The organism is Pseudaestuariivita rosea (assembly GCF_017592335.1).
GTDB classification, from domain to species: Bacteria; Pseudomonadota; Alphaproteobacteria; order Rhodobacterales; family Rhodobacteraceae; genus Parasulfitobacter; species Parasulfitobacter rosea.
The window spans coordinates 59,187-86,019 of record NZ_JACNMP010000014.1; the positions used below are offsets into that span (position 1 = coordinate 59,187).

Consider the following 26,833-nt stretch of genomic DNA (forward strand, 5'->3'; position numbering starts at 1 on the left):
AATCACAATGTCCCTTGGACCGGCCGATGCGCCACAGCATATATTGATTATTAGTGATAATTTGATCGAAGTCCTTGATTTGGAAGAGGCGATCAAAGCCGCCGGCGATTATGTTGTTTTGCATCTTCGTCAGTTAGAGCAGCTTCATCAGCATATGTCTTCACTCACGGATCATGTTCTGGCTGCTTTTGTAGCAATATCCGCCGAGACGTTAAATTCGGACCCCCTGATTGATGGTCTGGTTCAGCGCGGAACAAAAATCATTGCAATCGACGGCGGGACGGCTGCGGCCAGGCATTCGGGATGGATGACGCTAAACCGGCCCTATTCGGATGAGATCTTGTCTGACCTTCTGGCAAAACTGATCCTGCGCGACGCCTAGGAAAGCTCGGCTGTTTTTATTCATGGAACCAATTCATTTGCTTGCGTGTTGATAGGGCAGATCGCAACATCGAAAGGAACCTGATATGTTATACTGGGCTGTCGTTTTCTTCGTCGTCGCACTGATTGCGGCTGTTTTCGGATTTGGCGGCATCGCCAGCGCATCCGCTGGTATCGCGCAAATCCTGTTCTTCGTCTTCCTGGTGCTGTTCGTCGTGACCTTGATTATGCGGGCCGTGCGGGGCGGGTCGAAATTATAGAATAATCAGCTATGTCCTGAAAGAGGGTCCGCTTTCGCAGCGGCCCTCTTCTTTTTGTTTGGAGAGTTTAGATGACAGAACGCGCGCAACTTGTTGAAACATTCATGGAAGATGTTCGCGCCCGAAACACGGGCCAGGACGAATTCCTTCAGGCCGTTGAGGAAGTGGCCGAAGATGTTTTAACAATCGAGAAAAACAATCCCGATTATGCGCGCAACAAGGTGCTGGAACGTCTGTCCGAACCCGACCGTATCATTGGTTTTCGAGTGGTTTGGGAAGATGATGCAGGTGAATATCACATTAACCGGGGCTGGCGGGTTCAGTTTTCAAATGCCATCGGTCCCTATAAGGGGGGGATCCGGTTTCATCCCTCAGTGAACGCCTCGGTCCTGAAGTTTCTGGGGTTTGAGCAGATTTTCAAGAACGCATTGACCGGGCTGCCCCTGGGCGGTGCAAAGGGGGGTGCTGATTTTGATCCCAAAGGCCGCAGCGACCGTGAGATCATGCGGTTTTGTCAGGCTTTCATGGGCGAGTTGGGCCGCTATATCGGGCCAGATCGCGATGTGCCAGCGGGTGATATCAATGTCGGCACGCGTGAAATCGGCTATCTTTTCGGCGCATATAAAAAACTGCAGGGCGAATTTCATGGGGCTGTCACAGGCAAGGGCGAAGCTTTTGGGGGCAGCGCCATGCGGGTTGAGGCGACGGGTTATGGCCTGATCTATTTTGTCCAGGCGATGCTGAATGAAACGGGGCAAGAGATTGAGGGCAAGCGCATCGCAATCTCGGGCAAGGGCAATGTTGCGACCCATGCGGCCGAGAAAGCGGCGCAGCTAGGGGCCAAGGTGATTTCATTGTCCGATACCTCGGGCACACTGGTGGCGGAAGACGGGCTAAGCCTGGAGCAGATCGACTGGGTGCGTCAGCAAAAGCGTCAGGGCCTTGATATCAGCGCCCCGCCGGGGGGTGCGGTTTTTGAACCTGATACGCTGCCCTGGGCGCTTGAGGCCGATATCGCTTTGCCCTGCGCCACCCAGAACGAGATGGACGAAAAATCCGCCAAGGATCTGATCGATAGCGGCGTTCGTCTGATTGCCGAAGGGGCCAACATGCCTTTGACCGCAGATGCCGTACATGCCGTGCGCGAGGGGGGTGTCAGTTACGCGCCGGGCAAGGCATCCAATGCGGGGGGCGTTGCGATTTCGGGCCTTGAGATGAGCCAGAACGCCCATCGCCGGTCGATGACAGCCGATCAGGTGGATCAGGAACTGAAGAAAATCATGTGCATGATCCATGAACGCACTATTCGCGAAGGCAAGACCGGTAATGGCATCGACTATCGGTGCGGTGCCAATATCGCGGGGTATCGCAAGGTCGCCGATGCCTTGGTCGCCTATGGTACGATGTGAGGATCAGATGACAAAAACAGGGGCAGAACTGTTTGCCGAATGCCTTCAGGCCGCAGGGATCGATACGATTTACGGCGTGCCGGGCGAAGAAAACAATGCACTGATGTTGGCGCTGGAAAAGACGGATATAGATTTTGTGCTGTGTCGCCATGAACAGGCCGCGGCCTTTATGGCATCGGTCCATGGGCGGCTGACGGGGCGCCCTGCCGGGTGTCTGGCGACCCTGGGTCCAGGGGCCACCAACCTTATCACCGGTGTTGCGGATGCGATGCAGGATTATGCGTCGTTGATTGCGATCACGGGGCAGGGTGCGCGGGATCGGATGGGGCGTGAAAGTCATCAGATGATTGATCTTGAGGCTTTGTTTCGCCCCGTAACCAAACATTCGCAAACGGTTCAGACGGCGGCGGCCATTCCGGGGGCGATTGCGCGGGCGGTACAACTGTCACGGGCACCACGTCCGGGCGCAGTGCATATCTGCCTGCCCGAGGATGTCGCGGATGACAAGATAGAGGCGGGGCCGTTGGACGTCGCACTTGATCCACCGAAGACCTTGGCCCACCCGCCGCTGATTGAACAGGCCTTGCAGCTTTTGAAAGATGCCAAGGCGCCGCTGATCCTGGCCGGTAACGGTGTGATCCGCGCCGCGGCATCCGACGATCTGCGCAAACTGGCCGAGGCTACACATATTCCCATCGTCAGCAGCTTCATGGCCAAGGGAATATTGCCCGCAGATAATCAGCTTAATCTTTATACGGTCGGCCAGCCCTTTGATGACAAGATAGACGCTGCATTCAAGCAAACCGATCTGATCCTAAGCGTTGGTTTTGATGCGATTGAGTATCCGCCCTCAAAACTGATCAAGAATGATCACACGCAGGTTGTCACTATTAGTGATGCGGCCTCTCCGGTGGATGCGGGTTGGCCTGTCGCGGTGGATATTGTTGGCGATATAGCGGCGACTGTACGGGCGATGACCCAGGCGATGGGCGGGCAAACCTGGGCGTCAGATGGCTTTATTCAGTTGCATCAGACTTTGCTGTCGGAACTGACCACTGATCGCACGGATCAGGACAAAGGCTTGGTACCGCCGCCGGACATCCTGCACATTATCGAAGATGATCTAAAGCCCGATGATATCGTCTTGTCTGGTGTGGGTGCCCACAAACTGTGGATCGCGCGGCATCTGATGCCCAAGGCCCCCGGGCAGGTCATCATAGCCAACGGTTTGGCCGGTATGGGGATGGCTTTGCCCGGTGCAATTGCGGCCGCGCGCCTTTATCCCGGTCGCCGCATTCTGGCGATTTGTGGTGACGGTGACGTTCTGATGAATGTGCAGGACATGGAAACGGCGGCCCGGCTGCGGCTGGATCTGACTGTGATGGTCTGGGTCGACGGCGGCTATGGTCTGATTGAATGGAAGCAAGAGGATGAGGCCGATCGCCATACCGAACTGTCATTTGACAATCCCGACTGGTCGCATCTGGCCCGTGCCTTTGGGTGGCGGCATGATCATTTTGATGGCAAGTCCGCCCTGCGTGATGGATTTGCAGGTGTTTTCCGGGGCACCGGTCCGCGACTGATCACCGTGCCCGTTGATTATTCCGAAAATCAGGTCCTTAGCGGATCAGACGCACAAGCTGCGGAGTAATGGAACCTTTCCGGCGCGTCTTCGTTGATGCCATGAACGTAAACCAAGGAGGTTTTATTATGGCAGACGCACTGAAAGTTGTACCTAGGGAAGACGACGTGAAAACGGGTGTTCGGGACACCCGGGGCATTGCCGAAGGTCTGGCTGACGTGCTGGCCGATACATATCGGCTGATCTTCAAGACGCATGCCTATCACTGGAACGTGGAAGGGCCGCTGTTTTATTCCATCCACAACCTGACCGAAGAGCAATATGAAAATATGTTTGAAGCTGCCGATGAACTGGCCGAACGTATTCGTGCCCTGGGTCATCTGGCGCCGATGGCGATGGCTGATATCATGAAGCGGTCGCAGATTGATGATAAAGATGGCGCCATTTCTGCGGGTGAAATGGTCGAAGATCTGGCAGCAGATCATGAACGTTTGGCGCACAGGTTGCATGCATTGATCGAATTGGTTGAGGGTCGGAAAGATCCGGTAACCGAAGATCTTGCAACCGAGCGCAGCGCATTTCACGAACAGGCTGCATGGATGTTACGTGCGATTGCGAAGTAAAGGTAAAAAATATCCCGGCCTTGGCCGGGATATTTTTCGCTTTAGACGGTCAACGTTTCAGTCGATGCAAAGAACAAGGCCTGGCTGACCGCTGATCGAACCTGTTCTTCATTATAGGGTTTCGAGATCAGAAAAGCCGGTTCCGGCCGTTCGCCGGTCAACAGACGTTCTGGAAAAGCAGTAATAAAGATCACAGGCCTCTGCCCAAGATCGGTAAGCAGTTCATTGACCGCATCAATACCAGACGAATTATCAGCAAGTTGAATATCGGCAAGGATCAGATCGGGCACCTCACTATGGCCCAGCTTGACGGCAGCCTTATGGGTCTTGGCAATCCCTGTTACCTTATGGCCCATTTCGCTGACGATGCCTTCCAGATCCATCGAAATGATCGCTTCATCCTCGATAATCATGACTTTGCCACTGTGTGCATCAGCCATTTCGCGGCGTGCTATTTCGACCAGCTCTTTTGCTTCATCGCGCGGAATATCCATGACATTGGCGACACTGTCCAGGGGCAACGATTCAACCGTATGCAACAGCAAAGCTTCGCGGCTGTTAGGTGTCAGCGCTGACAGGCGTTTTTGAACCTGCTGTTCCAGATTGCTGTCGATGCTTGATGTTTCAACAGGTGCCCCGGTACTGGACCAGATTCCATGAAATACTTTAAACAGCGCAACCTTGGGCGACTGACTTCGATCAAAAAGACCAGCGTCACCCAACAGGGCTTCAAGCGTCGCTGCCGCATAATGATCGCCTGTTCGCTGCGACCCGGTCAAAGCGCGTGCATATCTGCGCAGATAGGGAAGTTCGGGTCCGATCGCGTCGGCCAGATTTGCGGTCTGATTTGTCATAGTCATATCTTTGCCCTATTTGAACTTTCTGGGAACTAAACAAGATTTAGTGCGTTTTAGTTCCAGTCGAGTGTAAAAAAAAGCAGATGATATGGCCAACGATATGCCCCCTTCCAAACCGAAATCAGTCGCCGAGGATCAGGTTGACCAAAATTTGAAGCGCTTTTTTGATGATATGCTGTCTGAGGAAGTGCCTGATAAGCTTACAGATTTGCTGCAGCAATTGAAGCAGGAGGAGCAAAGCAAAGATGGCAATGATTGATCCGCGTGAAGAGCTGGTTGAACACCTGCCAGCGATGCGTGCGTTTGCGGTCAGCTTGACCCGAAATCGCGCCGCGGCAGATGATCTTGTTCAAGATGCTGTCGTCAAAGCATGGTCCAATATGGATAAATTTCAGGCTGGTACAAATATGCGTGCCTGGCTTTTTACAATTTTGCGAAATACATTCTATTCCAACCGTCGCAAGTTGAAACGCGAGGTTGAGGATATCGATGGTGTCCACGCCGCACAATTATCGCAGAAGCCTGCGCATGACGGACGTTTGCAAATGAATGACTTTCATGTTGCATTCGATCAGTTGCCTGACGAACAGCGTGAAGCTTTGATACTGGTGGGGGCGTCCGGCTTCGCTTATGATGAAGCAGCCGAGATGTGCGGTTGTGCCGTTGGAACGATCAAAAGTCGTGTCAAGCGCGCACGCAAGCGTCTGGCTGAACTGATGCATTTAAACGAGGACGAAGCGTTGGAAATGACAGATGCAGTGACAGTCGCCGTAGTTTCGGCCAAGCCCGCAGCCTAGGACGCAGGGGATGAAGGGGTCACTGGCCCTACGGCTGTTGATATTGCTGACAGCCGTGCTTTTGCCGCTTGGATTGATCGCTGTTTATCAAACTGGACAGATTGTTGGCGAAGCGCGGCTTTTGTCAGAACGTGTTCTGCTATCGATGACAGAGCGCGCCGTGGCGAATGAACGGCGGATGTTAAGTCGGGCAATGGGAACAACGCGGGGTTTGGTATCAGCCCTGGTCGCCAGACCGAACGATCCGGACTATTGCAACGAGCTTATGCAACAGGTCGTCCGCAACGACGATCTATATGTTTTTGCGGGACATATTGCTGCCGACGGTATCATGCGATGTTCATCACGCGATGCCATTGTCGATTTTAGTGACTTTGACGATTTTAAACGCATAGCGGCTGCACCCGAACCGATGATTACATTTAATCCGAACGGTGCGGTTACGGGGCAGTCGGTTATAATAGTGAATTCGCCCTTGATGGTCGACGGTCAGTTCGAAGGTATCGTTTCAATATCAATGCCGCATGAAATTGTTCGAAACGAAACGGATTTTCCTGAAGACGATTTGCGGCTTGCCACATTCAGCCCGACAGGGATTTTGCTGTCTTTCAACAGTAGCAATGGTTCTATTGAAGATTTGTTCCCACAAGACGTCAGTGTGCTTGATATTATCGGACAAGAACGTGCCAGCTTTACCGATACTGACGTCAATGGGCAGCGGCGGCAGTACGCGGTCGTTCCGGTGGTTCCGGGCGAAGCCTATGCGATTGGCATATGGCAGGATGGTGCCGCCGCAGCGTTTGCCCGGCCATCTTATATCATGTTGGCGCTGTTCCCCGTTGTGATGCTTTTTGCCAGTCTGACGGTGGCCTATTTTGGCATTCACAGACTGGTCTTGCGGCATGTTGATCGACTTTATCGCACGATGCGCAGTTACACGATCGATCCTGATGTGGCGGTGCCGGTGACGCTGGATCGTGCCGCGGCCGAATTGGAACAAGTGGGGCTGGCCTATAACCGCATGTTGCAGACGCTGCAGGCCAAACAGGCCGAACAGGAAGAGGACCTGAAACAAAAGACGATCCTGCTGCGCGAAGTACATCACAGGGTCAAGAATAACCTGCAGATGATCGCCAGCATCATGAATATGCAGATGCGCGCCACAAAATCGGACGAAGTGCGGCAGGTTCTAAAACGTCTGCACGAACGGGTACTGGGGCTGTCAACGATCCATCGCAATCTTTATACCACGGCTGAGATGAGCACGGTCGCCGCAGACCATCTGATATCTGAAATCGTCGATCATGTGATGACCGTTGGTGTTGACACTAACGCCGATATTGCCATTGAAAAGCGACTTGACGCAGTTTTGCTGTATCCTGATCAGGCGGTACCACTGTCATTGCTGGTGTCCGAGGCATTAGCCAATGCGGTTAAATATCTGGGAAAACCATCGGATGGATCGGCGCGGCTGTCGGTGTCGCTGGCGCATGATCCATCAGACCAATCGGTCCGGTTGATGATCGAAAACAGCAAAGGGGATCAAATGACGGACGAGGTCGCCACCGATGCATCCGACGGATTGGGAACCCGGCTGATCAGTGCCTTTGTCGATCAGATCGACGGCACCAGTCAGGTTGTTCAGGACGAAAAGGCCTATCGTATCGTTGTCGATTTTCATGTGCAGGAATTCACAGCCGAAGAAAACGAAAAGGAAACAAGGGCCGATCCGGATGCCTGATACTGACGACTTTCAGCTTCTGGTCACCGCGCAACAGGCCTATCCGGTTTTTGAAAAAGCCGTACTGGGTGCCGAACGGCAGGTACTGGCTGGGTTTCGGATCTTTGACATGATGACGTCGTTGCAGTCGGATGAGGCACTGGAAATCGGCGACACCTGGTTTGATCTGATCCGCCACACCCTGCAGCGGGGCGTTGATTTTCGGCTGATCCTGTCTGATTTCGATCCCGTTATGGCGACGCGCCTTCATAGCCTGACATGGCGGACGGTGCGCCAGGCTGCGGCCTTAAGTGAAGTGCTAAGCGACAGTCCCGATTGTGGCCTGTTGCAGGTGATCCCGGCAACACATCCTGCGCGGGCAGGGTTATTGCCACGGCTTGGGTTTTCGCCTGCGACCTTGAAAAAAAGATGGGAGGCCATGCGTCAGGCCCACCCGAAAGAAGCCGTCGGTCTGGGGGATCAGCCTGTTTTACCTCAGTTACATCCCGTCACCCACCATCAGAAACTGGCGGTCATTGACCGCAAGGCGCTTTATATCGGGGGGCTTGATCTGAACAACCGTCGCTATGACGACCCTGATCATAAGACAGAAAGTGCCGACACCTGGCACGATATTCAGGTGTTCCTGAAAGGGCCTGAAGCGGCCAGTGCGGCCGATCATCTTGAGCAGTTTCTGGATGAAACGGCGGGCAAACGGGATACTGCAGTTCGACCTGGGCTTTTGCGGACTCTGTCACGGCCGCGCAAGATCAATCTGCCTTTTCTGTCGCCTCAGACCACTGTGCGTGAGTTAGAGCAGGCCCATCTTGATGCGATCAACGGGGCCAGACATCTGATCTATATCGAAACGCAGTTTCTGCGCAGTCGCGTCATTGCCGAAGCGCTTGTAACGGCCGCAGGGCGGCGGGATTTAAGGTTGGTGATTGTGTTGCCCGCGGCGCCCGAAGATGTGGCCTTTGAGTCAAGCCGGTCACTGGATGCCAGATATGGTGAGCATTTGCAGGCGGATTGCCTGAAGATGATCATGGAGGCCTTTGAAGACCGCTGTGTGATCGCCGCCCCGGTCCAGCCAAAACAATGTGGCAGCCAAGATCGCGATACCCTGCACGGGTCCCCGATCATTTACGTACATTCCAAGGTTCTGGTGGCAGATGATGATTATCTGCTGGTTTCATCGGCTAATCTGAACGGGCGCAGCTTAAGGTGGGATACCGAAGCCGGCGTTGAAATCAGGGATCATGATCGGGTTCGGGATGCACGAAGGGCGCTTTTAGAACATTGGTGGTTTGACGATCCGGATTTGACTCAGGATGATCTGACATCGGTTTTTGATACGATACAAAAACGCGTCCGCGATGATACGATTGCTATGCCGTCGGATCGCAATGGTTTTCTGGTCTATTATGATAGAACCGCGGCGCAAAAGATCGGTCAACCGGTGCCGGGGGCCACGGAAAATATTGTATAGTGATCGGAACCCATCGCTCGGACAGGCGTTTCCATTCTGTAACTTACTCAAGACTGACGGAGGTCGCCTATGAATATGGACGAAATCAAAGGTCAATGGAAACAACTGAAAGGCAAAGCCCAGGAAAAATGGGGCGAGCTGACAGATGACGAATTGGACAAAGCAGAAGGTAACCGCGAACAGCTGGTCGGTTTGATCCAGGAAAAATATGGCAAAACTCGTGAAGAGGCTGAACGCGAAGTCGATGACTGGATGAAAGCGGCCTAAGGAGCGATCAGATGTCAGATATAGAACGCGCCGAAGACGATCCCGTCGGTCAACTTTGGGATCAGCTTGATAATGTGCGGGCGGGAATGCTGGGGATCGATCATTCTGATCAGCATTTCCAGCCCATGACCCACTTTATTGATCGTGAGGCCGAATGCCTTTGGTTCATTACGGCCAGTGATACCGATTTGGTCCGTGCCATAGGACAAGGGGCCACAGCCCATTACAATGCGATGGGTGACAATCACGATTACCACGCCTGTCTGCGGGGTACGATCATTCAATCATCCGATACCGAAAAATTGGATGAATTGTGGTCAGTGGCAGCCGCCGCCTGGTTCGAAGAAGGTCGCGAAGATCCCAAAGTAACTCTGTTGCAAATGACCCTACGCGATGGTGCAATCTGGGCATCTGAGGGCAATGCGATGATTGTCGGGTGGAAAATGATCAAAGCCGCCATGACATCAGAAAGTCATCCCGCCATTGGCACGCAACAGATCGTATCTTTCAACAAAGCTGCTTGATCATGACAAATCAGCCGTTCGTTCGGTTGGTTTTATATTTCAAAAACATAGCGCCCGTCTTCGACTTCGACGTCCGGCGGGCGTTTTGTATTTTCAAACAGATCATATCCTTGCTTCAAATTCAGCCAGAAGTCTTCCCACATATGACCGTGGGCCAGCTTCATCCGTTGGTCTGTCATCCGAAACGGAAAGGCATGAACGCGAAAAAATGGTTGCCCTGCGTTCAGTGCGGCTTCGGCGATGACGTAAATTTCTTCAATTACCGGATCAGTCATCGCATAGCATCCGACCGACACACAATCACCATGCACCATCAGAAAGCTGCCGGTTCTGTCAGCGGCGCGGTCATAGGCGTTTGGAAATCCAAGATTAAACGACAGATGGTAGCTGCTGTTGGGGTTCATGGATGAAGGTGGAACCAAGTAAAACCCCTCGGGCGATTGCAAGTCGCCTTCCTGCAATTTCGGACCCAGTGTGCCAGAGTAGGTGCAGATCGGGTAGGTCCGGAACAAAACAAAGGTGTCGCCCTGATCGACCCAAAGCTCTAATTCGCGTTCTTCTTTGAAAATCCGGATGAAGATGGGCGCACCGAAGCGCAAATCGCGGTCGGCAAAACTGCTTTGCAAGTCAGGTGTTAGCCGCGCCCGGATTTCATTGATGTCGCGCGGTGGCGGGCGGCTGTCATTGGATCGCAGCATAACGATGGCGATCGCCGCCACTGCCGCCACAACAGACAATTGAAAGATCAAACGTTTCAAGGGCCTCATCCAATTCTTGCCCCATGACGTATTACTGAAAAAGGAACGATGCAATGCGCCTGATTGCCCTGATTTTTGTCACTATGTTTTTGGCTGCCTGTACAGGCAAGCCATCGCTGCAGGATGACGCGTTGTCATCGCGCGAATTGAATCTGGAAGAATTTTTTGAAGGTAAACTGGTCGCCTATGGCCAGTTTCAGGATATCTTTGGAACGGTACGTCGCCGTTTTGAAGTCACGATTGACGGCACCTGGGATGGACGAACGCTGCGGCTGGTCGAAGATTTTGTTTACGATGATGGCTCGACCGAGCGACGGATTTGGGAATTACAGAAAACTGGCGAAAACACTTGGCGCGGCAGCGCGCCGGGTGTCATTGGCGTTGCAACGGGTGAAGAGCACGGCGATGTCTTTAATTGGCAGTATACCATCGATCTTCCGGTCCGCGATGGTACGATGCGGGTCAGTTTTGATGACTGGATGTGGCTTTTGACCGAAGATCGGCTGCTGAACAAAGCCTATATGAAGCGGTTCGGCGTCGATGTCGGGGTCGTCACGATCATGTTTGAAAAGCAGTGATGAAAGGCTTTTAGGTAAAGGTCACAGGCAACGCTGTAATCACCTGTGGCTGCTTGGTGAAAAGCGATGGCAAGCGCTTTTCACCGGGGATCAAATATAAAAATCAACACTTACCAAAGGTTTTCAAGATACCTTCAATGCCGTCGATCGACACGGTCACTTTGACACCGGTCGGTATTCCGAATGTTGTGCAGATTTTCAGACAAGCCTGTGCCGCGGTGCCATTTGGGAATTTGACCGGGATCGGAACACAAGTCTTGCCGACGCCAAGGGGCAGCTCAAGACAAATCTTGTCGTTCTCGACCTTGACGGAAATGCATTCAGCATGACGGCTAAGTTTCCCTGAATCCGGCAAAGCAGATGAATGCGTGACCCGATCCAGTCCAGCTTCGGCTTAATGATCGCGCGCAGCGTCAAGCGTTGCGTTGATCATTTCTTCGTCAAATTTGTGATATTCGGTCATTTTTGCACTCCTTTGTTCGTTAGTTTTGTGTTCCACGCATCTATTGCGTGTTGGGCAAAACTAGACGCTGACAAAGGCGTGCGCTGTGCGGCGGGACACAGTGGTCGGAATTTTGTTGACTTGAAAATCGCACAAGCGTTGCACGGCTGATACCGTTACAACGCACTATATTTGATGTTTTCAGAAGCTGTTAACCTGCGCGCCGCTCTTCGAAGCTTTTGGCGATGAAGCTTGGCAGGTGATCGCCCATTCCGATGACGCTGTTACGATCCTGCCGGTTATTGGGCTTCCGCTCAGATCGGTCACCGTCGGATTTTCGGGCGCGGCGGGGGGCTGCAGCTTTTTCCTCGACGGGTGGTTTTTCGTGTGGTTCCACAGACTTTACCGGGTTTTCGACCCGCGGAATTTCCATTTTGACTAGTTCTTCAATGGCGTTAAGATTTTTTTCATCGCGCTTGGAACAGATCATCAGCGCGCGCCCGGTCCGACCGGCACGTCCTGTGCGCCCGATACGGTGCACATAATCTTCGGCATGGCCGGGAACGTCATAGTTGAAAACATGGCTGACGCTGGGAATATCCAGACCACGGGCCGCCACATCAGACGCACAAAGAAACCGTAGGGTTCCATCCCGAAACTGCTGAAGGATGTCCATACGCTTGGACTGGTCCAGATCCCCATGGATGGGGGCAGCGTCATAGCCGTATTTCTTCAGCGACTTCGCACAGATATCCACATCGGTCTTGCGGTTGCAAAAGATGATGGCATTGGTGCAGGCGTTGCCCTCGGCATCGATCAAAGCACGCAAAACCTTACGCTTTTCAGTACCTTCGCGATCACGTCGACTGGCTTTGAAAAGCACTACGCCTTGCGTGATGTTTTCGCCGGTCGTCGCGGCACGGGCGACTTCGACCTTGGCGGGATTCGACAGAAAGGTATTCGTGATCCGCTCAATTTCGGGGGCCATGGTGGCGCTGAAAAACAGCGTCTGGCGGGTAAAGGGCGTCAGGTTGAAGATGCGTTCGATATCAGGAATAAAGCCCATATCCAGCATCCGGTCGGCTTCATCCACGACCATGATCTGCACTCCAGTCAGCAGCAGTTTGCCGCGTTCGAAGTGATCCAAAAGCCGACCCGGCGTCGCGATCAGAACGTCGACGCCGCGGTCAATCAGCGTCTCTTGTTCCTTAAAGCTGACACCACCGATCAACAGCGCCTTCGTCAGTTTTGTGTTTTTTGCATATATATCAAAGTTTTCGGCGACCTGTGCCGCCAGTTCGCGTGTGGGTGCCAGCACCAGACTGCGCGGCATCCGTGCCCGCGCGCGTCCCTTCGACAAAAGCGTGATCATCGGCAGCGTAAAGCTGGCGGTCTTACCGGTGCCGGTTTGCGCGATGCCAAGTACGTCGCGCCCATCCAAAGCTGATGGGATCGCCCCCGCCTGGATCGGTGTGGGTTCAGTATAGCCTGCGTCTTCGATAGCTTTCAGGACCTTGGGGTCCAACTTCAAGTCAGAAAATTTTGTCATATGTGTCCGCTTTTGCGGACAAACCACGCCCGCACCATTTCAAGGATGGCCCGCATGGCCCGCGCATCAATTGCGCCGTTCCTTATCTGGGCTCCGCCTAACTTGTTTACCAGCTCAGGTCAAGAAATGCCTGTTTGGCGGGCCAGAATGATGCAGTTTTGCACAAATTACGGTACGTGCGAAACTTTTGGTGTTCTGAAGGCCACTCTTTTTTAGCCTAAAAAATAAGCAGATGATCATTCATGGCCCAACGATTGCTTGGTCACAAATCCGTTTTTGGGGTAATAGATTGTTTGGTTCTGCGCTATAACAGTGCATCATAGGAAAAACTGAATCGAGTAGCCCTGTATCATCATGAAGCAGTTTTTATCATGTCTTCTTGCGGTTTTTATCCTGTGCGCCCCGGTTTGGGCAGCCAATGACAATCCGCAATGCAATGAACTTTGGTTTGCACGCAATGCGATGCTGGATCAGGGGGGATACTGCTTTTCTTCGCCCTTGGGGCAGGCGGTTTTTGACAACTCGGACTGTATAACGCGGTCCCCGGTTATCAGCGCCGCGGCCCGCAAAATGATCGAACTGATCCGCCGGGATGAACGCGCCCTGGGATGTGGCGTTGATACCGATATCAGCAATCGTGCGCCCTTTCTTCGATATATGTCCGACAGAATGGAACTGGACGTCCAGCCCCCCACGACCGAGGATTGGCGGGCTGAGTTTATCTGCATCGATTATAATGGGCCTGCTTTGAACATCTATTCGGCGCCTGAAACATCGGCCCGTGTGTTGGACCGGGCTGAGGCGCGCAGTGACATATCGCAGACCCATCCGGTGCGGCTGCAGGATAAGACGTTTAATATGCTTGATGGCAGCGCGGCCGGTCAGGCCTGGCATTTTGTAACCGTTTTCCCCGAAGGACGCGCAACCGGGGTGACAGGGTGGATTTTTGCCAATTCATTCCAGATCAGCACCCTGACCGATCAAGGCGGTGCCTGTTCTAACGCGGCGGGCTAGGCTTGCGCTTTAACTATCTGGAAACCATCTGGCGCGGGTTGTCTCAAGCTGCAGATCGCACAGTTTTAGTAAATCAAATCGATCCAGTCTTTCACGGTGTGCCGGTGTGTCAGCGCAGACTTCGTCAAAGAACTGTTTTAACCCGACCTGACCGTCACATTCTTCAAGATGGCCCAGCACCTGATGAAGGTTCATCCCATCGTCCTTGCGCGCAGGTGGCAGGTCGGGACGATAAGATCCCATCTGATGGCGAAAGTGGTAGCGGGCCAGCCAATCGTCCCAATCCTTGTAATGCAGATGCAGGACCGACATCGCGCGCGTTGTGGACAGCCCCGGATTCTGGGTGCCGCCTTGACGGACGTTATGGATGCGCAGTTGCACGTTCTGAAATCCGCATCTGACAAAGAGTTTGCCCGCGATATGGCTGATAAACCCACCTTTCAGATAGCGCCCGAAAGTTGGATAGAGTTTTTGTGAAAGCTGGCGACGCTCTTTGCCATCAGGGACAAAAGCCTTGAAGGCCTGACCGCCGCTCAGGGCCTCCCACGGTCTGATCCGAAGGCAAAATGTCTGGTCTGCTTCACGGCCCAATATCGCCGCAACAGTATCATTCGGCCAAAGAAATTCGTCGACATCCAGATGGATCAGCCAGTCCAGATCATCGGTGCGGGCATAGGCATCCGTTGCATTGAAAAGCTGGCGAACCTGATGTTTCGGCGGGCGCTTTCCACGCAGGTTTTTCCAGTAGGTCTGATTGCAGACAGTGACCAGGCAGCTTTTCTGACTGCGCAACGTCGTCTCGGCGTGTGTATTGTCATCATCCAGATAGATATGCACGCGCGCCGCACCAAGCTGCAGGTGATGGGCCGCGAAATTCATGATATCGACGGCCGGCGCTTTGGCCGTGGCGACGACACCCCATCTGGTCATTCAGACCATCATCTCTTTCGTCGCGGTCAGTTTGACATCCGGATAGTCCCGTTCGACCCGGTCGATGTCCCATTGCAGCCGCGTCAGATAAACGATGTCGCCGTCATGATCATAACTGATATGCTGTTTATTGTCGTTGACGAATTTATCCATAGCCAGCCTGTCGCCCGACACCCACCGGGCCGAGGTGAATTGCGACGCATCAAAGCGCACGGGCAGACCGTATTCCAGCTCAATCCGGCTGGCCAAAACCTCAAACTGCAACTGGCCCACGACGCCCACGATAAAGCCCGACCCGATGGCGGGTTTGAAAACCTTGGCCGCGCCTTCTTCGGCAAATTGCATCAGGGCTTTTTCCAGATGTTTGGCCTTCATCGGATCGCCCGCGCGGACGCCTTGCAGCAACTCGGGCGCGAATGACGGGATGCCGGTCACACGGATCGCTTCGCCCTCGGTCAGGGTGTCGCCGATACGCAGTTGGCCATGGTTCGGAATGCCGATGATATCACCGGCCCAAGCTTCTTCGGCCAGTTCGCGGTCGCTTGCCAGAAACAGAACCGGATTGCTGATCGCCATCGGTTTTTTCGACCGCACATGGGTCAGCTTCATCCCGCGTTTGAAATGGCCTGAAGCCAGACGCACAAAAGCCACCCTATCGCGGTGCTTGGGGTCCATGTTCGCCTGAACTTTAAAGACAAAACCAGCGACTTTGGTTTCATCGGGGCTGACCTGACGGGGGGTGGCGGATTGGGGCTGAGGTTCTGGGCCGAACTGGGCGATCCCTTCCATCAGTTCTTTCACGCCAAAAGAATTGATGGCCGAGCCGAACCAGATCGGCGTCAGCGTCCCGTCCAGCAGCGCCTGCTGGTCCAGGGGCGGCAGCAACTCGCGCGCCATCTCGATTTCTTCCAGAAAGACCTTAAGCAGGTCGGCGGGCACATGTTCGGCCAGTTTCGGGTCATCCAGCCCCTCAATCGCGATGCTTTCGGCAACCTTGTTGCGGTCGGCGCGGTCCATCAGATCCAGCCGGTCGCGCAGGATGTCATAACAACCAATAAAGTCGCGCCCGCGCCCGATGGGCCAGCTGGCCGGTGTCACGTCGATTGCCAGGTTTTCCTGAATTTCGTCAATAATCTCAAAGGTATCGCGGCTTTCACGGTCCATCTTGTTGCAGAAGGTCAAGATCGGCAGGTCGCGCAGGCGGCAGACCTCAAACAGTTTCTGCGTCTGGCTTTCCACGCCCTTGGCCCCGTCGATCACCATCACGGCCGCATCCACAGCGGTCAGCGTGCGATAGGTGTCCTCGGAAAAGTCACTGTGACCTGGCGTGTCGACCAGATTGAAGCGGAAGTCCTTGAAATCAAACGACATCGCCGAGGCCGAGACCGAAATCCCCCGATCCTTTTCCATCTGCATGAAGTCCGACCGGGTCCGCCGCGCCTCACCCTTCGCACGCACTTGGCCGGCCATCTGTATCGCGCCGCCATATAGCAGAAATTTCTCGGTCAGCGTCGTCTTGCCCGCATCGGGGTGCGAGATGATGGCAAAGGTCCGACGCCGCGCGATCTCGGGCGGCAGGGCAGGGCGGTTTGAAGTGCGATCCAACATAGCCGCGGCATATAAGACATCGGGTTGGCACGTGCAATTCCGCAATCTGTCTTGGCGTGGACGGTCAAAGTGCTTATAGCAGGCGGGCGATAAGGGAATGGAATGATGCGAACAGCAACCGTCAGCCGCAAAACCGCCGAGACCGAGATCACGGTCGAGGTCAATCTGGATGGCACCGGGGCCTATGACAACCAGACCGGTGTGGGCTTTTTCGACCATATGCTGGATCAGCTGGCCCGTCATGCGTTGATCGATATGACGATCCGGGCCAAGGGCGATTTGCATATCGATGACCACCACACGGTTGAGGATACAGGGATCGCCCTGGGCCAGGCGCTGACGCAGGCGTTGGGGGACAAGCGGGGTATTCGGCGGTACGGGGAATGCCACCTGCCGATGGATGACGCGCAGGTGCGCTGTGCGTTGGATCTGTCGGGGCGGCCGTTTTTGATCTGCAATCTGGACGTGCCAACACCGAAAATCGGCACTTTTGATACCGAGCTTGTGCAGGAATTCTTTCAAGCCTTGGCGACTCATGGGGGGATCACGCTGCATATCGACCGGCTGCATGGGTTCAACAGCCACCACATTGCCGAGGCCGCGTTCAAAGCTGTCGCCCGCGCATTGCGGGCGGCGGTTGAGGTTGATCCGCGCAAATCGGGCGACATCCCCTCGACCAAAGGGACGCTTTAGGGCCGATGCTGACCGTTCTTGTCGATTACGAAAGCGGCAATCTGCATTCGGCCGAAAAGGCCTTTCAGCGCATGGCGCGCGAAGTGGACGCGGGCGAGGTGCGCGTGACCGATGACCCCGATCTGGTGGCCCGCGCCGAGCGGATCGTGCTGCCGGGCGATGGCGCTTTTCCGGCCTGCCGGGCGGCTTTGCTGGCCCGCACGGGGTTGTTTGAGGCAATCGAACAGGGCGTGATCCAACAGGGTAAGCCGTTTCTGGGCATCTGCGTGGGCATGCAGATGCTGACCACGACGGGGCATGAGTTCGAAGACACCCCCGGTTTCAACTGGATCGGTGGTGATGTGGTTCAAATCACGCCGGACAATCCTGCTATGAAGGTGCCGCATATGGGGTGGAATGATCTGGTGATCGACAAGCCCCATCAGGTGCTAGAGGGCGTTGTGACAGGTGATCACGCGTATTTCGTGCATTCCTATCACATGCAGGTGGCCGATCCGGTGCACTTGCTGGCCCATGTGAACTATGGCGGACCGATCACTGCGATCGTGGGGCGGGATAATATCGTGGGGATGCAGTTTCACCCCGAAAAAAGCCAATCCGCCGGTCTGCGTATGATTGCCAATTTTCTGCAGTGGGCGCCCTAGACGCCCACTTTGATCCGTCGCTAGCGAATTCTGGTCCAGGTCTGACCGCGACAGATGCCGAAAACGCATCCTTCGACCTTCAGATTATCGCCAGTCAGCGTCATGTAGGATGTATAGGTCTTGTCGCGATCGGGTGCCCAGATCTTACCGCCCGAATATGACCCCCCACCATCGGACCGCATCTGCCAGATCATCCGTTTCCCGACGTGTTCGCTTTCGATCTGCTTGCCGGACGCGTCATAGGCCTTGCCAATGAACCCGCAGATCATCTCGCCGCATTTTGAAATCTGGATGTGGCCATAGTGGCCGTTGTCATCCGGTTTTGTCTTCCATACGCCCAGAACAGGATCCGCAAAAGCGACCCCTGTGGTCATCAGTGCTATTGTCAAAGTGGCCAAGGTCAGTCGCTTCATGTGTTCTCCTCATTACGCTGAACAGACTTCAATGATGTCAGCCTAGCGTTACCGCCCCGTATACGATCAACAGTTACGTTGGGTCGCTTTACTTTTGACGCCGGTCCATGCTTTAGAGGCCGCCGAAACAGGAAACAGAAAGCCGCTAACATGATCCTTTATCCCGCAATTGACCTTAAAGACGGTCAGGCCGTTCGACTTTATAAAGGCCAGATGGATCAGGCGACGGTCTTCAGCGATGACCCCGCCGCCCAGGCGCGGGTCTTTCAGGATGCGGGTTGCGAATGGCTGCATCTGGTCGATCTGAACGGGGCCTTTGCGGGTGAACCGGTGAATGGCGGCGCGGTCGAGGCGATCTTGCAGCAAACCGATATACCGGCCCAGCTTGGCGGTGGTATTCGCGATATGGGAACGATCGAAACTTGGCTTTCAAAGGGGTTGGCACGTGTTATTCTGGGAACGGCCGCGGTTGAGGACCCCGATCTGGTCCGTCAGGCGGCACGCGAATTTCCGGGGCAGGTGGCTGTCGGGTTGGATGCCCGCAATGGCAAGGTGGCGACCCGCGGATGGGCGACCGAGACTGATTTCACTGTAACCGATCTGGCGAAGACCTTTGAGGACGCAGGTATCGCCGCCATCATTTATACCGATATCAACCGCGACGGCGCGATGCAGGGTCCAAATGTTCAGGCAACGGCCGATCTGGCCAATGCGGTATCGATCCCGGTCATCGCGTCTGGCGGCATAAGCTCACTTAAAGATCTGATTGAACTTAGGAATTGCGCCGCGCCGCTGAACGGTGCAATCTCGGGTCGCGCCTTGTATGATGGTGCGTTTGATATCCAAAACGCGCTATCCGTTCTTAAAGAATAGGAAAATAAAGTATGTCTGTGTTTTTCATGGTGGCCTTGGTCATTTCGGTGGTGCTGATGGTGCTGTCACGCAAGGCTCAAAGCAATATCGTCCGCGCATGGTTGCTGGTTTTGCCGGGGATGATCATCATCATGATCCTGGCGGAGGCGCTGTTCAATGCACTTTGCGAAGGCACAGCCTTCGGTGGTTGGTCCAACTGCCGCGTCGTGCCTGACGGCCTTGCCGCCGCTCTGGATGCTCCACTGTTTCTGTTGCCCCAGACAACAGTGATCTCAGCGCCGGTTTTCCTGATCTTTCTGGCCTATATCGAATGGAAACACCGGCGCAAAGGGGCAGACGCCTAGTTTCCGGCGGCTTTCTTGGTCAGGTTCGCCAGCGCGCCTGCCATCATATCCCGCTGCGGGGCGTCGGCTGGAACGTTCAGCCCGTCAAGAATGGTTGAAACATCCTCATATGCCAGAAAAACGGAGCCGTCATCGGCCTGATAGACCAGAACCTTCATCGGCAAGGCCAGCCCGGCCTGCGCGTCAGCCTGCATGATCGGTGTGCCCAGCTTGGGGTTGCCGAAGATCAGCAACTGAGACGGCGCAAGATCCTGACCCACTGCTTCTGCACCACCTGCGTGATCGACGCGGGCGAAAACGGTCGCGCCGGCGCCTTTGACCGCGGCCTCTAGCGCGTCCATGGTGTCGGCCACACTGCCCGAGGCGGGTACAGTCACGATGTCGGCCATGGCGGGTGTCGCAGCCACAGCCAGCGCGAATAGATATGATTTCATCTGTTCCTCCGATTTATATGTCCGCACTCTATCCTGTGTGACCGCCGTGCCAATTCACAAAGCGCTCGCCATTCCGTGAACGGCGGGATCGGGCCGGTGGCGCCTGGAAAACCGTTGACCTGTGCCGCTTTTTCGGGGAAGGCCATTCAGCATGCAGTAAGGATTGGATATGCAAACCAAACGGGATCACGGGGGCGGTCTGGACGCGGCCATTGCGCAATATGGCGGGACGCGCGACGGTTGGCTTGATCTGTCAACCGGCATCAATCCGGTTCCTTATCCTGTTGAGGCCATTCCAAAATCGGCCTGGACCGCATTGCCTGACAGTCAGGCACAGACGGCTTTAATCGCGGCTGCACGTCGGTTCTGGGGCGTCCCCGATAACGCCGCGATCATCGCTGCACCGGGGGCATCAGCGCTGATCGCGCGCATGCCTGCGCTGTTTGATGCCAGTGCCATTGATATTCCTGCGCCGACCTATAACGAACACGCCGCGGCCTTTCAGTCGCATGGCTGGACGATCACGCCGGGCGCTGAAATTCGTGTTCTGGTGCATCCGAACAACCCTGATGGTCGTTGGTACAGCGTGGCCGATCTGGCCAGTGGTCTGACAATTGTCGACGAAAGCTTTTGCGATATTGAACCGGACCGCAGCATGGTTGGGCAGACCGTCCGTGAAAACGCGATTGTTCTGAAAAGTTTTGGAAAATTCTGGGGGTTGGCGGGGCTAAGGCTTGGTTTTGCAATCGGTCATCCCGACCAGATCAGAAAGCTTGAGGATCTGTTGGGGCCATGGCCGGTGTCGGGGCCGGCACTTTCGGTTGGAGCGGCGGCGCTGAGTGATGCCAAATGGGCGGATGAAACCCGTCAGCTTTTGCGTCAGGATGCGGCACGTCTTGATGCATTGCTGCAAGGTAAGGGCGCGCAGATTGTCGGGGGAACACCCCTCTTCCGATTGTATCAGGTGTCTGATGCGACGGCCTGGCAACAGCGTCTGGCCCACAGTCATATTTGGTCGCGCATTTTCCCCTATTCGAAAACCTGGCTACGACTGGGACTGCCCGATGAGGCGGGCTGGTCGCGTCTAGAGGAGGCATTGTGACCACAGCGGCAGTCCTTGTGGTGGCCCTTTGTCTGGATGCCATTCTGGGCGAGCCAAAGTGGCTGTGGACCCGTCTGGCCCATCCTGCTGTCATAATGGGGCAATTGATCGGCTGGCTTGAAAAGCGGTTCAACACAGATCCCGTACGTCGGACCAAGGGCATTGCAGTCCTGTGTCTTCTGGTTTTGGGCGCGATTGCTTTGGGTTTTCTGCTACAAATGCTTGGACCTATTGTTCAGGGCATCCTGGCTGCAATTCTGCTGGCGCAGCGATCCCTGGTTCAGCATGTTCGGGCCGTGGCGGATGAATTACGGCTGTCTTTGGTCTCGGGACGGCAGGCAGTGTCCATGATCGTTGGCCGCGACACGTCGGACATGGGCGAAAGCGATGTCGCCCGTGCGGCCATTGAATCGGCCGCAGAAAACTTGTCCGATGGTGTCATCGCCCCCGCCTTCTGGTTTCTGGTTGCGGGCCTGCCTGGCCTACTTGTTTACAAGGTCACAAATACTGCCGATAGCATGATCGGTCATAAAACCGCGCGATATCAAAAGTTTGGCTGGGCTGCGGCGCGGTTTGATGATGTTTTGAACTGGGTTCCGGCGCGACTGACTGCGGCCCTGATCGCCGTGTCATGTTGGTGTGTGGGCGCTGGTCGGATCATTTTTCGGGATGCGAAACTGCACCGATCTGTCAATGCAGGCTGGCCCGAGGCTGCGATGGCCGTAACTCTGAACATCGCGCTGTCCGGCCCGCGCAGCTACGGCGGCCAACTGCGATGTTATCAGTGGGTGCACCCGGAGGGCCGCCGAATTTTGCTGCCCTCGGATATCGACAGAGCTGTTTCGGTTTTATGGCAGACTTGGTTCGTTTTTTTACTTTTGGTGTTGATATTGTTTGTTTTCAGTCTGTGAAACGGTACTATTCTGATCATTGGATCGGGTGTGAAATGCGATTTGCCTTGGCACTATGCATTTGCGTGATTGGATCGGGCCTGAAGGCTGACTGCGGCGGGCCGTTCAATATTTTTGTGGATGGACTAAAGGCCGAGGCTGCGGCGCGAGGATATCAAAACACATCGGTCGACGCCTTCTTCCGAAAGGTTCAGCAAGACCCCAATGTCATTCGCGTTGACCGCAATCAGGGATTTTTTCAAAAAGACTTCATCGCGTTTTCACAGGCTGTAATCTCGTCCGATCGTATGCGCAAAGGTCGAGAAAATGCCCAGCGTTACGCAGATATCTTTAGGCGTGCGGAACGCGATTATGGCGTGCCTGCAGGGGTTCTTTTGGCGTTTTGGGCGCTTTAGACCGACTATGGTGCGGTCCAAGGTAACTATAATACTTTAAATGCTTTGGTGACTTTAGCCCATGATTGTCGGCGCCCAGATCTATTTCGGCCGCAGATTTTCGCAGCACTTGAGCTTTATCGGCGTGGTGCTTTTGATCCCGAGACCACGACCGGCGCCTGGGCTGGCGAAATTGGCATGGTGCAGATGTTACCCGAAGACATCATTGAAAATGGTGTTGACGGTGATGGCGATGGTCGCGTTGATCTTAAAACTTCCGTGCCGGATGCATTGTTTTCGGGTGCAAAGATGCTGCGCGATTTGGGTTGGCGCGCGCAAGAGCCCTGGCTGCAAGAGGTGACGGTGCCCGATACGTTGGACTGGTCTGCGACGGGGTTACACACAACACGGCTGGTCGACGAGTGGGCGGATGCCGGGGTGCGCGCCAGTACCGGTGAACTGGAACGCGGCAATCTGCCCGCCTCGGTCGTTTTGCCAATGGGTCGCAAGGGGCCGGCCTTTTTGGCTTATCCTAACTTTCGGATATATTTCGAATGGAACCAAAGTTTTGTCTACGTCACGATTACGGCCTATTTCGCGACCCGCCTTTCTGGCGCGCCCGTATTTGATAAAGGCATGCCCGATGCGGGGTTGAGTGGCGAACAAATGATCGAACTTCAGCAGAAGTTACAGGCACGCGGCTATGACGTTGAAGAAGCTGACGGCATTCTTGGCCGCAAGACCCGGGCGGCTGTCCGATTGATACAGCAAGAGCTGGGCATGCCCGCCGATGCTTGGCCAACGCAAGACTTGTTGGATTTTTTGTAGCACCCTCATCTTGGCGGCGACAATAGCCAGGTTTTCAATATCCTGGCGGCGTTCAGTCTGAAACATTGCAGTTGATCGTTACGGTCTAAAACTAGGTTGCGACAGATAGGCCTTCTGTCCTTTTGCGCAGGTTATTTGCATAGAATGTATGGGTCGCTCGCCCTTTGTGTTTCGATGCGTAAAGGGCCATGTCGGCGTCAGACAGGATCTGATCAGCGTTCGGTTCGACATAGTCTAAGCTGATCGCGGTTCCTGCACTGGCTGATATCCTGCAAATGTGATTTTTGTACTGGACCGGCTCTTCCAGTTTTTTGATAATCCGCCTTGCAAAGGCTTCGATTTTTTCCTTTTCGGGTGGATCAGGCAGTATGATGACGAATTCATCACCACCAATGCGTGCGACCACGTCGTTTTTGCGCGTGGCTGATACAAGGATCTCGGCTACCCGATGCAAAATATGATCCCCCGCAGCATGTCCAAAAGTGTCATTGACCGCTTTGAAGTAATCAAGATCCAGGTGCATTAATGCAAAGGGCTGCTCGGAAGAGATGAATTCAGACAAGGCCTGATCCATCGCCCGGCGATTTTTCAGGCCGGTCAAGCCATCGGTTGATGCTTTTTCTTCGGCCTGCATCCGCGCGCCCTGAAGCCGGATATTCAATTTACGCGACTCTTCCATTGCGGCCGATTTCGCCTCGACCAGATAGAGCATTTCGATAATCAGATCGTTCGGTGCAAAGTCAGAGCTGGTCAGGTCGAACTGCCCAATTGCTTTGATCGCGTTCATCCCGAAAGACAGATTCAAAACGGCACCGTCCCCATCAGGATCAATCAGTACGATCCCTTTCAGCTTGATCCCTTTGTCATGTTTAAGAGACAGCTGAATCCGACGGCCGTGCATGGCCAAAAGATCCGGACCAGCGTCGATATTTCTTGGGCGATCAACATCGAAAACGTCGAAAAAGCCACGGCCACTGATCAGTCGTTTCTGATCCAGTTTGTGCAGTGTCGGGCCGACATGGTGAAAGATGCCATGCCTGTCGATGGTCAAGCTCATCGGTAGTAACTTATCAAAAACGCCAGTCAGCGAATTCGGTATCTTCATCTCACGCCCCCGCGGCCTGTGTTAGTTGAAAGCTGCGTCCCTCGGAAAATCCATCGTCAAACAAACGAACTGAAAGGCTTTCGCTATTTTTATGATGCCCTTTGTGTTCAAGAAAGACCAATGCACCGTAATCATCAGCCATTGCGCGCAGAACGCCGACAAGCACATAGCCAAATCCAACTTTTGAGTCGGTTATGGCCAGATCATAGTCGCCCTTGGTTTCTTCGATCAGTTCAATATCAGGCAGCAGCAGATCAGGAACGGCCAACGATGCCCGATCGGACAGATCTTCCAAAGAATAGAGGAATTCTTCGAAAGTTTCACCACCAAAGCGCATCAGTCGCCTCAATGCTTCGCAGTTTGGATGCGACACCAGATACATGCCGATATCTTCCAGTATGTCGCCTGGCGGTTTGTCCAGATAACTGCTGAGCGCCGTCAGAAGTTTGCTGGTGATAATGCTTTCATAGCTGAGCATTGCTTCGAACGTGTCGATCCCAATCGCGGATTTGCGCACAACATTTCGCCAGCTTTCCATGCCATATGTGTCACAGACGAATTTTTCGATCGCGCGGTTTACCAGGCCATGCATCTCAGATCTCCCTTACCGATGGGGACCATACAGTTCGGGCTGTTAAGAAATACCGAATAGTTTCAATTGTCTGTATTTAGATATCAATAGTCGGTGGGGGCGCCACCTTCGGCTTTGCGGCGGGCCACAAAATCACTAAGTTCTTCGCGTACCGCGATATCCATTGGTGGGGCTTCGAAATTGGCGATGATGTCTTTATAGATCCTATGCGCCCGTTCCTGAGCCCAGACGGCGCCATCCATTTCCCAGGCTTCGAAGTTACGCCAGTCTGACATAAAGGGCTGATAGAATGCATTCGCATAGCGTTCCTGGGTGTGGGCGATACCAAAGAAGTTACCCATATCATTGCCTTCACGAATGGCATCAAGGGCCAGATGTTCCGGATCGGTTGCGACGATATCGGGATCAAAATACTTCTGGATGTGCTGAATCATCTCGCAATCCATCACGAATTTTTCGGGGCTAGCGATCAGGCCGCCCTCAAGCCAACCGGCCGCGTGATAAACAATATTGGCACCTGCGCTGACGGCAGACCAGAGGGAATTCGATGTTTCCCATGTGGCTTGTGCATCGGGAATATTTGCCGCGCAGACGCCCGAGGCCCGCATTGGCAGCCCGTAAAAACGCGCAAGCTGACCGGTCATTTGTGTGGCGCGCATGTATTCGGGGGTTCCGAACGCAGGGGCACCCGACTTCATGTCGACGTTCGACGTAAAAGTACCCAGAACGCAGGCCGCCCCGGGCCGAATGTATTGCGCCAGGGCGATTGCAGATAGTCCTTCTGCCAGTGACTGCGCGACTGCACCTGCCATTGTGACGGGGGCCATTGCGCCTGCCAAGGTGAAAGGCGTCACGATCAAGCCCTGATTTCGGCGGGCGCAGCGCATCCAGCCATCCAGCATCGGGATGTCGTGTTTCAATGGCGATGTCGAATTGATGTTTGTGAACATCCGCGGCTTTTCTTCGAATTCTTCATGGGTCAGGCCACCCGCGATGCGGACCATCTCCATGATGTCCTCGATCCGCTCTTTCCCAAGACTATAGCCGTGGATTGCCTTATCCGTCAGCGTCAGCTTGTCAAAGATCACGTCCAGATGCCGGGTGCTGGCGTGCAAATCGACGGGTTCAACCGGATAGCCGCCAACGACGTGCATACAGTTGAAATACTGTGTCAGTTTCAGCAGCGTCCGGCATTGTTCGTGGGTGCCTGACACTTTCTTTGCCAGTTCCATATCCCAGTAATTCGGGGGCGAACTGACATTCAGGAACAGAATATGCTTGCCGCCCACCTCGACACTTCGGTCTGGGTTGCGCGGTGTCAGGGTCCATTGGGCGGGGGCCTTGGCGACCATTTCCATAACGAAATCGCGCCCCATGCGGACGATGTCGCCATCAATGCTGCATCCGGCCTGTTTGAAGATATCGCGCGCTTCGTCATTATAGATCGCGATGCCAATGTCTTCCAAGACATACATTGCGGCTTCGTGAATGGCCTGAACGCCGTCTTCCCCAAGGGGTTCGGTGGGGCGGTCGGTGTTGACGGGAAGATGCCACACCATCTGTTCAATCACAGCAGATCCGCGTCGTCCTGCGGCCCCTGCACGACCTCCGCCCCGGCGACGACGTGTTGCTGCTTCGACCATGCTTATCCCCTATATTCCGGTGTTTGTCACAGTTGACATCACCGGAATGCAGGGCGTCATTCAGAAAGCGACAAAGATGGTCGCTTTCA

At 54.4% G+C, this 26,833-nt stretch carries 30 protein-coding genes and 1 pseudogene; 21 read left to right on the forward strand and 10 right to left on the reverse strand.

The window, feature by feature from the left end; translation table 11 throughout:
• Nucleotides 1-7 precede the first annotated feature (7 nt).
• The 5 genes from H7848_RS11270 (at nucleotide 8) to H7848_RS11290 (ending at nucleotide 4,255) form a co-directional block, all read left to right on the forward strand.
• Nucleotides 8-382, forward strand: a complete 375-nt coding sequence (locus H7848_RS11270; RefSeq protein ID WP_208351411.1) for a hypothetical protein — start codon at nucleotides 8-10, stop codon at nucleotides 380-382.
• Nucleotides 383-467: 85 nt separating this feature from the next.
• Nucleotides 468-641, forward strand: a complete 174-nt coding sequence (locus H7848_RS11275) for a DUF1328 domain-containing protein (RefSeq protein ID WP_208351418.1) — start codon at nucleotides 468-470, stop codon at nucleotides 639-641.
• Nucleotides 642-712: 71 nt separating this feature from the next.
• Nucleotides 713-2,050 (forward strand): NADP-specific glutamate dehydrogenase, encoded by a 1,338-nt coding sequence (gene gdhA, locus H7848_RS11280; protein WP_208351419.1) that lies wholly within the window; start codon nucleotides 713-715, stop codon nucleotides 2,048-2,050.
• Nucleotides 2,051-2,057: 7 nt separating this feature from the next.
• Nucleotides 2,058-3,701 (forward strand): acetolactate synthase large subunit, encoded by a 1,644-nt coding sequence (locus H7848_RS11285; RefSeq protein ID WP_208351422.1) that lies wholly within the window; start codon nucleotides 2,058-2,060, stop codon nucleotides 3,699-3,701.
• Nucleotides 3,702-3,760: 59 nt separating this feature from the next.
• The gene (locus tag H7848_RS11290; protein WP_208351424.1) at nucleotides 3,761-4,255 is read left to right on the forward strand and encodes a Dps family protein; all 495 of its coding nucleotides are present in this window, start codon (nucleotides 3,761-3,763) and stop codon (nucleotides 4,253-4,255) included.
• Between the two features lie 41 nt (nucleotides 4,256-4,296).
• On the opposite strand, the gene H7848_RS11295 is transcribed toward H7848_RS11290, so the two are convergent.
• Entirely contained in the window at nucleotides 4,297-5,109 is an 813-nt protein-coding gene (locus tag H7848_RS11295) for a response regulator (protein ID WP_208351427.1), read from the reverse strand.
• A 91-nt stretch (nucleotides 5,110-5,200) separates the two neighbouring features.
• Here H7848_RS11295 and H7848_RS11300 point away from each other — a divergent pair, with 91 nt between their 5' ends.
• The 6 genes from H7848_RS11300 to H7848_RS11325 all read left to right on the forward strand — a co-directional run bounded on the left by H7848_RS11300 (nucleotide 5,201) and on the right by H7848_RS11325 (nucleotide 9,909).
• Nucleotides 5,201-5,371, forward strand: a complete 171-nt coding sequence (locus H7848_RS11300) for a NepR family anti-sigma factor (protein ID WP_208351430.1) — start codon at nucleotides 5,201-5,203, stop codon at nucleotides 5,369-5,371.
• The gene (locus tag H7848_RS11305) at nucleotides 5,364-5,909 is read left to right on the forward strand and encodes an RNA polymerase sigma factor (protein ID WP_208351509.1); all 546 of its coding nucleotides are present in this window, start codon (nucleotides 5,364-5,366) and stop codon (nucleotides 5,907-5,909) included. The genes H7848_RS11300 and H7848_RS11305 overlap by 8 nt, the downstream gene beginning before the upstream one ends.
• Before the next feature lie 10 nt (nucleotides 5,910-5,919).
• Nucleotides 5,920-7,650, forward strand: coding sequence for a sensor histidine kinase (locus H7848_RS11310; protein WP_208351433.1), 1,731 nt, complete (start codon nucleotides 5,920-5,922; stop codon nucleotides 7,648-7,650).
• Nucleotides 7,643-9,118 (forward strand): phospholipase D family protein, encoded by a 1,476-nt coding sequence (locus tag H7848_RS20190; protein WP_272874399.1) that lies wholly within the window; start codon nucleotides 7,643-7,645, stop codon nucleotides 9,116-9,118. The genes H7848_RS11310 and H7848_RS20190 overlap by 8 nt, the downstream gene beginning before the upstream one ends.
• Before the next feature lie 69 nt (nucleotides 9,119-9,187).
• The gene (locus H7848_RS11320) at nucleotides 9,188-9,385 is read left to right on the forward strand and encodes a CsbD family protein (RefSeq protein ID WP_208351435.1); all 198 of its coding nucleotides are present in this window, start codon (nucleotides 9,188-9,190) and stop codon (nucleotides 9,383-9,385) included.
• Between the two features lie 11 nt (nucleotides 9,386-9,396).
• On the forward strand, nucleotides 9,397-9,909 hold the full coding sequence (locus tag H7848_RS11325) for a pyridoxamine 5'-phosphate oxidase family protein (protein WP_208351440.1): 513 nt from the start codon (nucleotides 9,397-9,399) through the stop codon (nucleotides 9,907-9,909).
• A gap of 32 nt (nucleotides 9,910-9,941) precedes the next feature.
• Here the strand turns inward: H7848_RS11325 and H7848_RS11330 are convergent, their stop codons facing one another.
• Entirely contained in the window at nucleotides 9,942-10,667 is a 726-nt protein-coding gene (locus H7848_RS11330; RefSeq protein WP_208351443.1) for a L,D-transpeptidase family protein, read from the reverse strand.
• A gap of 53 nt (nucleotides 10,668-10,720) precedes the next feature.
• On the opposite strand from H7848_RS11330, the gene H7848_RS11335 reads away from it, so the two are divergent.
• Together H7848_RS11335 and H7848_RS11340 are read left to right on the forward strand one after the other, a co-directional pair.
• Nucleotides 10,721-11,245: a DUF3833 domain-containing protein gene (locus H7848_RS11335; RefSeq protein WP_208351446.1), complete on the forward strand. Its 525-nt coding sequence runs from the start codon at nucleotides 10,721-10,723 to the stop codon at nucleotides 11,243-11,245.
• A gap of 364 nt (nucleotides 11,246-11,609) precedes the next feature.
• Complete coding sequence (locus tag H7848_RS11340; RefSeq protein ID WP_208351449.1) at nucleotides 11,610-11,858, forward strand: hypothetical protein; 249 nt, start codon at nucleotides 11,610-11,612, stop codon at nucleotides 11,856-11,858.
• A 40-nt stretch (nucleotides 11,859-11,898) separates the two neighbouring features.
• Here the strand turns inward: H7848_RS11340 and H7848_RS11345 are convergent, their stop codons facing one another.
• Nucleotides 11,899-13,236, reverse strand: a complete 1,338-nt coding sequence (locus H7848_RS11345; RefSeq protein ID WP_208351450.1) for a DEAD/DEAH box helicase — start codon at nucleotides 13,234-13,236, stop codon at nucleotides 11,899-11,901.
• Nucleotides 13,237-13,590: 354 nt separating this feature from the next.
• On the opposite strand from H7848_RS11345, the gene H7848_RS11350 reads away from it, so the two are divergent.
• Entirely contained in the window at nucleotides 13,591-14,250 is a 660-nt protein-coding gene (locus tag H7848_RS11350) for a YARHG domain-containing protein (RefSeq protein WP_208351452.1), read from the forward strand.
• Nucleotides 14,251-14,259: 9 nt separating this feature from the next.
• Here H7848_RS11350 and H7848_RS11355 read toward each other — a convergent pair whose 3' ends face one another.
• On the reverse strand, nucleotides 14,260-15,180 hold the full coding sequence (locus H7848_RS11355) for a glycosyltransferase family 2 protein (protein WP_208351454.1): 921 nt from the start codon (nucleotides 15,178-15,180) through the stop codon (nucleotides 14,260-14,262).
• Nucleotides 15,181-16,788, reverse strand: a complete 1,608-nt coding sequence (locus H7848_RS11360) for a peptide chain release factor 3 (protein ID WP_208351456.1) — start codon at nucleotides 16,786-16,788, stop codon at nucleotides 15,181-15,183. It abuts the gene before it with no gap.
• A gap of 105 nt (nucleotides 16,789-16,893) precedes the next feature.
• On the opposite strand from H7848_RS11360, the gene hisB reads away from it, so the two are divergent.
• The gene (gene hisB, locus H7848_RS11365) at nucleotides 16,894-17,481 is read left to right on the forward strand and encodes an imidazoleglycerol-phosphate dehydratase HisB (protein ID WP_208351511.1); all 588 of its coding nucleotides are present in this window, start codon (nucleotides 16,894-16,896) and stop codon (nucleotides 17,479-17,481) included.
• Between the two features lie 5 nt (nucleotides 17,482-17,486).
• Nucleotides 17,487-18,125 (forward strand): imidazole glycerol phosphate synthase subunit HisH, encoded by a 639-nt coding sequence (gene hisH / locus H7848_RS11370; RefSeq protein ID WP_208351457.1) that lies wholly within the window; start codon nucleotides 17,487-17,489, stop codon nucleotides 18,123-18,125.
• Between the two features lie 20 nt (nucleotides 18,126-18,145).
• On the opposite strand, the gene H7848_RS11375 is transcribed toward hisH, so the two are convergent.
• Nucleotides 18,146-18,538 carry a DUF2147 domain-containing protein gene (locus tag H7848_RS11375; RefSeq protein ID WP_208351458.1) on the reverse strand — a complete coding sequence of 131 codons (393 nt, stop codon included), beginning with the start codon at nucleotides 18,536-18,538 and terminating at the stop codon, nucleotides 18,146-18,148.
• A 150-nt stretch (nucleotides 18,539-18,688) separates the two neighbouring features.
• Between H7848_RS11375 and hisA the strand changes: the two genes are divergently transcribed.
• A complete protein-coding gene (gene hisA / locus H7848_RS11380; RefSeq protein ID WP_208351466.1) occupies nucleotides 18,689-19,411 on the forward strand; it encodes a 1-(5-phosphoribosyl)-5-[(5-phosphoribosylamino)methylideneamino]imidazole-4-carboxamide isomerase in 723 nt (240 codons plus the stop codon).
• An 11-nt stretch (nucleotides 19,412-19,422) separates the two neighbouring features.
• Nucleotides 19,423-19,755 carry a hypothetical protein gene (locus tag H7848_RS11385; protein WP_208351469.1) on the forward strand — a complete coding sequence of 111 codons (333 nt, stop codon included), beginning with the start codon at nucleotides 19,423-19,425 and terminating at the stop codon, nucleotides 19,753-19,755.
• Here the strand turns inward: H7848_RS11385 and H7848_RS11390 are convergent.
• Nucleotides 19,752-20,189 carry a DUF302 domain-containing protein gene (locus H7848_RS11390; RefSeq protein WP_208351471.1) on the reverse strand — a complete coding sequence of 146 codons (438 nt, stop codon included), beginning with the start codon at nucleotides 20,187-20,189 and terminating at the stop codon, nucleotides 19,752-19,754. The genes H7848_RS11385 and H7848_RS11390 overlap by 4 nt on opposite strands.
• Nucleotides 20,190-20,358: 169 nt before the next feature.
• Here H7848_RS11390 and cobD point away from each other — a divergent pair, with 169 nt between their 5' ends.
• The 3 genes and pseudogenes from cobD (at nucleotide 20,359) to H7848_RS11405 (ending at nucleotide 23,404) form a co-directional block, all read left to right on the forward strand.
• Complete coding sequence (gene cobD, locus H7848_RS11395; RefSeq protein WP_208351475.1) at nucleotides 20,359-21,291, forward strand: threonine-phosphate decarboxylase CobD; 933 nt, start codon at nucleotides 20,359-20,361, stop codon at nucleotides 21,289-21,291.
• Entirely contained in the window at nucleotides 21,288-22,202 is a 915-nt protein-coding gene (gene cbiB, locus H7848_RS11400; RefSeq protein ID WP_208351477.1) for an adenosylcobinamide-phosphate synthase CbiB, read from the forward strand. The genes cobD and cbiB overlap by 4 nt, the downstream gene beginning before the upstream one ends.
• A gap of 35 nt (nucleotides 22,203-22,237) precedes the next feature.
• Nucleotides 22,238-23,404: pseudogene (locus tag H7848_RS11405) on the forward strand (lytic murein transglycosylase).
• A 91-nt stretch (nucleotides 23,405-23,495) separates the two neighbouring features.
• Here H7848_RS11405 and H7848_RS11410 read toward each other — a convergent pair.
• The 3 genes from H7848_RS11410 to H7848_RS11420 form a co-directional block, all read right to left on the reverse strand.
• Nucleotides 23,496-24,509, reverse strand: a complete 1,014-nt coding sequence (locus tag H7848_RS11410) for a GGDEF domain-containing protein (protein WP_208351481.1) — start codon at nucleotides 24,507-24,509, stop codon at nucleotides 23,496-23,498.
• A gap of 1 nt (nucleotide 24,510) precedes the next feature.
• The gene (locus tag H7848_RS11415) at nucleotides 24,511-25,101 is read right to left on the reverse strand and encodes a heme NO-binding domain-containing protein (protein WP_208351485.1); all 591 of its coding nucleotides are present in this window, start codon (nucleotides 25,099-25,101) and stop codon (nucleotides 24,511-24,513) included.
• Nucleotides 25,102-25,184: 83 nt separating this feature from the next.
• The gene (locus tag H7848_RS11420) at nucleotides 25,185-26,744 is read right to left on the reverse strand and encodes a trimethylamine methyltransferase family protein (RefSeq protein WP_208351487.1); all 1,560 of its coding nucleotides are present in this window, start codon (nucleotides 26,742-26,744) and stop codon (nucleotides 25,185-25,187) included.
• Between the last annotated feature and the right edge of the window lie 89 nt (nucleotides 26,745-26,833).

Excerpts from the sequence above, each read along its gene's own strand:
- H7848_RS11270 (WP_208351411.1), top strand. The coding sequence starts at position 8 with ATGTCCCTTGGACCGGCCGATGCGCCACAGCATATATTGATTATTAGT.
- H7848_RS11275 (WP_208351418.1), top strand. The coding sequence starts at position 468 with ATGTTATACTGGGCTGTCGTTTTCTTCGTCGTCGCACTGATTGCGGCT.
- gdhA (WP_208351419.1), top strand. The coding sequence starts at position 713 with ATGACAGAACGCGCGCAACTTGTTGAAACATTCATGGAAGATGTTCGC.
- H7848_RS11285 (WP_208351422.1), top strand. The coding sequence starts at position 2,058 with ATGACAAAAACAGGGGCAGAACTGTTTGCCGAATGCCTTCAGGCCGCA.
- H7848_RS11290 (WP_208351424.1), top strand. The coding sequence starts at position 3,761 with ATGGCAGACGCACTGAAAGTTGTACCTAGGGAAGACGACGTGAAAACG.
- H7848_RS11295 (WP_208351427.1), bottom strand. The coding sequence starts at position 5,109 with ATGACAAATCAGACCGCAAATCTGGCCGACGCGATCGGACCCGAACTT.
- H7848_RS11300 (WP_208351430.1), top strand. The coding sequence starts at position 5,201 with ATGGCCAACGATATGCCCCCTTCCAAACCGAAATCAGTCGCCGAGGAT.
- H7848_RS11305 (WP_208351509.1), top strand. The coding sequence starts at position 5,364 with ATGATTGATCCGCGTGAAGAGCTGGTTGAACACCTGCCAGCGATGCGT.
- H7848_RS11310 (WP_208351433.1), top strand. The coding sequence starts at position 5,920 with ATGAAGGGGTCACTGGCCCTACGGCTGTTGATATTGCTGACAGCCGTG.
- H7848_RS20190 (WP_272874399.1), top strand. The coding sequence starts at position 7,643 with ATGCCTGATACTGACGACTTTCAGCTTCTGGTCACCGCGCAACAGGCC.
- H7848_RS11320 (WP_208351435.1), top strand. The coding sequence starts at position 9,188 with ATGAATATGGACGAAATCAAAGGTCAATGGAAACAACTGAAAGGCAAA.
- H7848_RS11325 (WP_208351440.1), top strand. The coding sequence starts at position 9,397 with ATGTCAGATATAGAACGCGCCGAAGACGATCCCGTCGGTCAACTTTGG.
- H7848_RS11335 (WP_208351446.1), top strand. The coding sequence starts at position 10,721 with ATGCGCCTGATTGCCCTGATTTTTGTCACTATGTTTTTGGCTGCCTGT.
- H7848_RS11340 (WP_208351449.1), top strand. The coding sequence starts at position 11,610 with ATGCGTGACCCGATCCAGTCCAGCTTCGGCTTAATGATCGCGCGCAGC.
- H7848_RS11345 (WP_208351450.1), bottom strand. The coding sequence starts at position 13,236 with ATGACAAAATTTTCTGACTTGAAGTTGGACCCCAAGGTCCTGAAAGCT.
- H7848_RS11350 (WP_208351452.1), top strand. The coding sequence starts at position 13,591 with ATGAAGCAGTTTTTATCATGTCTTCTTGCGGTTTTTATCCTGTGCGCC.
- H7848_RS11355 (WP_208351454.1), bottom strand. The coding sequence starts at position 15,180 with ATGACCAGATGGGGTGTCGTCGCCACGGCCAAAGCGCCGGCCGTCGAT.
- H7848_RS11360 (WP_208351456.1), bottom strand. The coding sequence starts at position 16,788 with ATGTTGGATCGCACTTCAAACCGCCCTGCCCTGCCGCCCGAGATCGCG.
- hisB (WP_208351511.1), top strand. The coding sequence starts at position 16,894 with ATGCGAACAGCAACCGTCAGCCGCAAAACCGCCGAGACCGAGATCACG.
- hisH (WP_208351457.1), top strand. The coding sequence starts at position 17,487 with ATGCTGACCGTTCTTGTCGATTACGAAAGCGGCAATCTGCATTCGGCC.
- H7848_RS11375 (WP_208351458.1), bottom strand. The coding sequence starts at position 18,538 with ATGAAGCGACTGACCTTGGCCACTTTGACAATAGCACTGATGACCACA.
- hisA (WP_208351466.1), top strand. The coding sequence starts at position 18,689 with ATGATCCTTTATCCCGCAATTGACCTTAAAGACGGTCAGGCCGTTCGA.
- H7848_RS11385 (WP_208351469.1), top strand. The coding sequence starts at position 19,423 with ATGTCTGTGTTTTTCATGGTGGCCTTGGTCATTTCGGTGGTGCTGATG.
- H7848_RS11390 (WP_208351471.1), bottom strand. The coding sequence starts at position 20,189 with ATGAAATCATATCTATTCGCGCTGGCTGTGGCTGCGACACCCGCCATG.
- cobD (WP_208351475.1), top strand. The coding sequence starts at position 20,359 with ATGCAAACCAAACGGGATCACGGGGGCGGTCTGGACGCGGCCATTGCG.
- H7848_RS11410 (WP_208351481.1), bottom strand. The coding sequence starts at position 24,509 with ATGAAGATACCGAATTCGCTGACTGGCGTTTTTGATAAGTTACTACCG.
- H7848_RS11415 (WP_208351485.1), bottom strand. The coding sequence starts at position 25,101 with ATGCATGGCCTGGTAAACCGCGCGATCGAAAAATTCGTCTGTGACACA.
- H7848_RS11420 (WP_208351487.1), bottom strand. The coding sequence starts at position 26,744 with ATGGTCGAAGCAGCAACACGTCGTCGCCGGGGCGGAGGTCGTGCAGGG.